Below are 4,825 nucleotides of genomic sequence, written 5' to 3'. Positions count from 1 at the left end.
CCTGCCCGATGAGGTTGAATAAAAATTCTGTCGAAGTGAATTGAGCAGAACGGCTCAGTCGGCAATCGAAGTCACCAGCTCTTCGGCCACTGCCTCCAGTACATCGGAGGTAATCAAAGAAAGTTCGTCTGCATAGCCAACCAGTAAACCCAGATCGCAAAGACGGTTAATCTTACGAGGATTTCCCTGAGTCAACTCGTACAGCGTTTCGAAGGCACCCTCTTCAAAAACCGGCTCGTTGCGACCCGCCACTTCCAACCGATGCTCCACGTAGCTCCGGGTATCTTCCAGAGATAACGGTTTCAGCAGACAACGTACGGCAATGCGGTCATCAATTTGAGCAGACCGCTGCAGATGGCTCAGTAAAAGCTGATCGCCCGCTAACAGCAAAGTAAAATCGATCTCGGATGTCTGTTGAAAATTCAAAAGTTGATGCAGCGTTTCAAAAATCCGCTGATCCACAATCAAATGGGCTTCATCAATCACGATCACAGGCTTATGACCCTGCTCGCAATGTAACAGCAGCTGCCGATGTAATGCCCGGACAATACGATCTTTGCCCGACACGACCGGTTCGATACCCGCTTCCTCTGCACCCAATTCCACGGCGAGATACGAAATCAGTTCAACCGGTGATAACTGAGGAAATACCAGATGTACGAAAGGTTGATAAATCTCTGCCAACTGACTCTTCAGTACATGACACAAATAAGACTTACCGATCCCGGATCCACCGACAAGCAGACCCGCTCCCTTACTGTTCTCAATTAGATACTGAAGCTTCAGCAATCCCGCCTGATGAGGATGGCTTTCGTAAAAAAAAGTGGCATCCATTTTTTCTTCAAAAGGACCACTCTGTAAATTCCAGTAACTCTGATACATAAACTCTGATTCCCGGGAATTGATTTCGCTGATAAGTTCCAGAAGGAAACGCTTTGTTAATATTTTCGCACTCGACGAGCCGAGCCATTCACGGGCAGATCGTCTGTTTCTTCGATTTCTCCAGTCAGCCAGACGGCCCCTGAATCTCTTGAACTGCTCGAATTACCCACTGATCTCGAACTGTTAATATAAACGGGCCGTTCACCGGCAATCTGTTTGACTTGCCTCTCAGATTTCTGGCCCTCAAACTCTTGCCCCACTGCGTGATACACGTTCGCATCATTTTGACCCGTTCCCGCTACCCGTTGAACAGACACCGCTTTGATCGCTGATGTTGCTGGATTCGATTCATTACCAGATTCAGACTCTCGTGTCGGAAGACTGGCATCCAGACCAAATTCAAGTGAAAGTTCATCGCTCTCACCCAATTCGAATCCCAGATCCGTTCCTTCTGACAGGGAAGCATTGATCGACTCGGAAGGCTCCAAAGAACCGAAAAAAGTGATCAGCGCCATCATCGATAAAACGCTCGCCAGGAGACCGGTCATCACTTTCGTCGTCTGATTCCAGGGAATCCTCAAAGAGAATCGATACTTTGCCTCTGCGGAATCCCCTCCCGGTATTTTCAGAAAGCGTTTGATATTTAGAGACTTAAGCCAACTCATCTCTCGTTCCTTCGAGGAGTAAAACTCTTTTTTAAACTACAAGCCCGAGCTTCGTCCCTGAATTGCTGGAAGAAGGGAATCAAAGTCGCTACCCAAAAAAATCGCTAAAAACTGGTATCGACCATTCTCTTTATATCGGCCATAGACTGTATGGCTCTTGACCATTTCACCGACTTGGTAAAATAGGTAAACTCAGCCACGCCACACGCAACAAACTCATATAGCACCAGCCTATAGTTAAAGTAGGGGAGGCCCCAGTGTCCGCCCGCCAGAGTAAAAGAATCAATTTCCTATCAGACATTCCACACCATGGGTAAGCCCGAATAAAGCGAGCAGGAAACTGCCAGAGAAATCAATAAATCAAAAGCGAAAGTTTCATCAGCAATAGAAATGTAACCGTTACAAAGCAACAGAAACGTTTCGTGATTTTCGTGATAGAAAAATAACGGTTGACAATGACATGCGCCTAACCCACCTGCAAAGTCAGATTCTACCCGATCACAATCAACCACCCACAAAGGAATATCTACCACTCATGACCAGAGCAGACAGCACAGCGCGCCTCATAACTCGGCCTCGAAAATGATAAAAACGGTTCCGGCGACGAAGGGGGCGCGTCAATGTGATCAAACCTGAAACGGCAACAATTCTGCTTCTTCCTGCACGGAAGCGAAAAACAGATCGGAATCTTCGTTCCACTCGGCCAGCTTACGAACTCCCGGGGCCAACGTTTCTTCCATGAGCCCCTCAGATTCATGTTCGTAACCCACCAGATGACCGAGTTCGTGCAGAATCACGGTCCAGAGATCAACGCGACCCGCCGCAGCGCTATCCGGTAAAGCAATCAGGGAGAGCTGGCTATCGACTGCAAATTCGCTGTGATCCAGTGGGGTAGAATCAACGAACCAACCGTAACCGGCGGCATTCACATCGAGATAAATCGTTCCCGGAACAGCCCGCCCGAGTGTGCCACCCGACAGGTCAACCACTTTGACTTCAACGCCTGACAACGCCTGGCTCATCTTGGGAGTGAGTTGCTCACTGACCTGTTCGATGGCTTTCTCTAAAACCTGATCCGCTTCCGCCTGTGTCAGGCTGGCTGTTTTTATTTTCGACTGAGGTTCTAATGAGACACGCAGCGAATCATCCCAGACATCAGGAAAATTGATATCTGAATCAAACGCTTTACTTTTTCTGTAATTGCTGGCAAAAAAGATCAGATCTCTAAAATTGACTTGGTCATTTTGATCGTAATCACTGAACCAGGCGTAATCATTACTCGACTCACTGGGGATTTCGCTATAAACGGCGGCAAACAGGATCAGGTCGCGGAAATCAACAATGTCATTATCATTCAGATCAAATGGATTCGCCCAGATGAATGAACCGACATGGGGAACTATATAGGGGGTCACATTCAGGACATTCCCCAAGTCAATGAATGGTGAGAGAATCTGGAATTCCAGATCGTTCAAACCGATGCTCTGGCCAACGAGATCGAGAGGAACCTGGTCATCAACCAGTGATTCATATTTGATCCGAGCAAACAACACTTGACTGTTGATTCCCAGATCAACAATGGTTGTTTCCGCAGACAGGCTCGAAACCACTCCAGTTATATCATTAATGGTACCCGACTGATTCTGCGTGAACGCGGGGCCGAAATCAATCTCTGTCGCCGAGGTATAATCTGTCTGATAGCCCAGGTCCAAAGTAACTTTGGCAATCCCCTGACTATCCAGCTCCTGAGTCGAAACCCAAATCTCGATCCAGTAAGAGGACCACTCATTTACCCAATCCTGATTCTCTGGTAGTTCTGATACCTCACCATTTGCTGGTACGACTGTAGGAGTATTGACCACTCGCAAATCGGTAAATACCAGATAACTGAGTACAACCACATCGAACGTACGCTGAAACGTACCGTTGTCCTCTGTTGTACTGAGTTCCCCGTCGAGGCCACCGTCTTCCACGGTCACCGTGATGGTGGCAGTACCAACCTGATTTGCCTCGGGAGTAAATGCCAGACTGCCGATGCTAGCGGGAGACGTATAGGTCACAACCGGATCGGGGATCAGACCCGTATTATTACTCGTGGCTGTCACACGCAGTGAGTTCGCCACGAAGCCACTAGCGAGAATTCCCTCAAGATTGACGGTTTGCTCGGAAGCATTCTCTTTGAGAATGACATCACTGATCGCATCCAGGATGACGGCAGGGAAACCATCACTCCGTGAACCAACCCAGACCCTCCCCTGGAAGCTGATATAAAATGTGTTGTTAATCACATCCTGCACGATCTCAGGTGTAGAAAATGCGTTCGACAATCCAGTCGCGCTGTGATTCGATGTGAGATGACCAGTCACGCCCGTCGTCCCACTTCCGAACGTCACCGCCCCTGCCCCGTTGCCCCAGAAAACGCTGCTCACCAGATAGTTGCCGTTGGAGAGTGCTGTCACAGCAGAGATTGGACCATCGATACCTAGAACGTTATAACCTACTTGGTCATTATCGGATGACCCGATGAGACTGTTGGCCACTGATACAACACCGTTTATGCCCATGGTCCCATTTCCGAACGTCACCGCCCCTGCGTAAGTTGCCGTGCTGCTGCTCCAGTTAGGACTGCTCACTACATAATTGCCATTCGTGAGAGCGGTCACACCACCAATACCCACATTGTCATACTCGGTTGCCCCAATGAGACTGTTGGCCAACGAAATCACACCAGTCACACCCGTCATCCCATCTCCGAACGTCGCTGCCCCTTTGGCGTTCTTCCAGTTAGAACTGGCCACGACGTAGTTGCCGGTGGAGAGCGCTGCCACACCACTGTAACCCACTTGGTCATATTCGGTTGACCCAACGAGACTGTTGGCAGACGAGATAAACCCAGTCACACCCGTCGTCCCATCTCCAAACGTCGCCGCCCCCGCGTCAGTTGACGTGCCGCTATCCCAGCTAGGACTGCTTACCACGTAGTTGCCGTTCGTGAGCGCGGTCACACCAAAGAGGCCGGAATAATTGTAACCCACTTGGTCTAATTCGGATGACCCGACGAGACTATTGGCCGACGAGATAAACCCAGTCACACCCGTGTTCCCATCTCCGAACGTCACCGCTCCTACGTCAGCTAGCATGCCTTTATCCCAATAAATGCTGCTCACCACATAGTTGCCGTTGGAGAGTGCTGTCACAGCAGGGATATTATAACCATTGATACTTTGATCCCGCATTTCCCAGATGACTTCCTTCGCTTTGGCATGCGATTTGCGCCA

Annotated in this window: 2 protein-coding genes and 1 pseudogene; all 3 read right to left on the bottom strand. The window is 49.3% G+C overall.

All coding sequences use genetic code 11. The annotated features are described in order from the left end of the window. Positions 1–54: 54 nt before the first annotated feature. Positions 55–882, bottom strand: a complete 828-nt coding sequence (locus Q0668_RS25505) for an AAA family ATPase (RefSeq protein ID WP_298869386.1) — start codon at positions 880–882, stop codon at positions 55–57. Positions 883–938: 56 nt separating this feature from the next. Beyond that, positions 939–1,547: a hypothetical protein gene (locus Q0668_RS25500; RefSeq protein ID WP_298869385.1), complete on the bottom strand. Its 609-nt coding sequence runs from the start codon at positions 1,545–1,547 to the stop codon at positions 939–941. Positions 1,548–2,173: 626 nt separating this feature from the next. Beyond that, a pseudogene (locus Q0668_RS25495) lies at positions 2,174–4,825 on the bottom strand (hypothetical protein); the annotation flags it as partial.

The organism is uncultured Gimesia sp. (assembly GCF_937910335.1).
Lineage (GTDB): Bacteria > Planctomycetota > Planctomycetia > Planctomycetales > Planctomycetaceae > Gimesia.
Note: the sequence above shows the minus strand (reverse complement) of the source record. Positions and strands in the feature narration are given on the sequence as shown.

Bases quoted from the DNA above. Each gene is read 5' to 3' on its own strand.
- Q0668_RS25500 (WP_298869385.1), bottom strand. From the start codon at position 1,547: ATGAGTTGGCTTAAGTCTCTAAATATCAAACGCTTTCTGAAAATACCG.
- Q0668_RS25505 (WP_298869386.1), bottom strand. From the start codon at position 882: ATGTATCAGAGTTACTGGAATTTACAGAGTGGTCCTTTTGAAGAAAAA.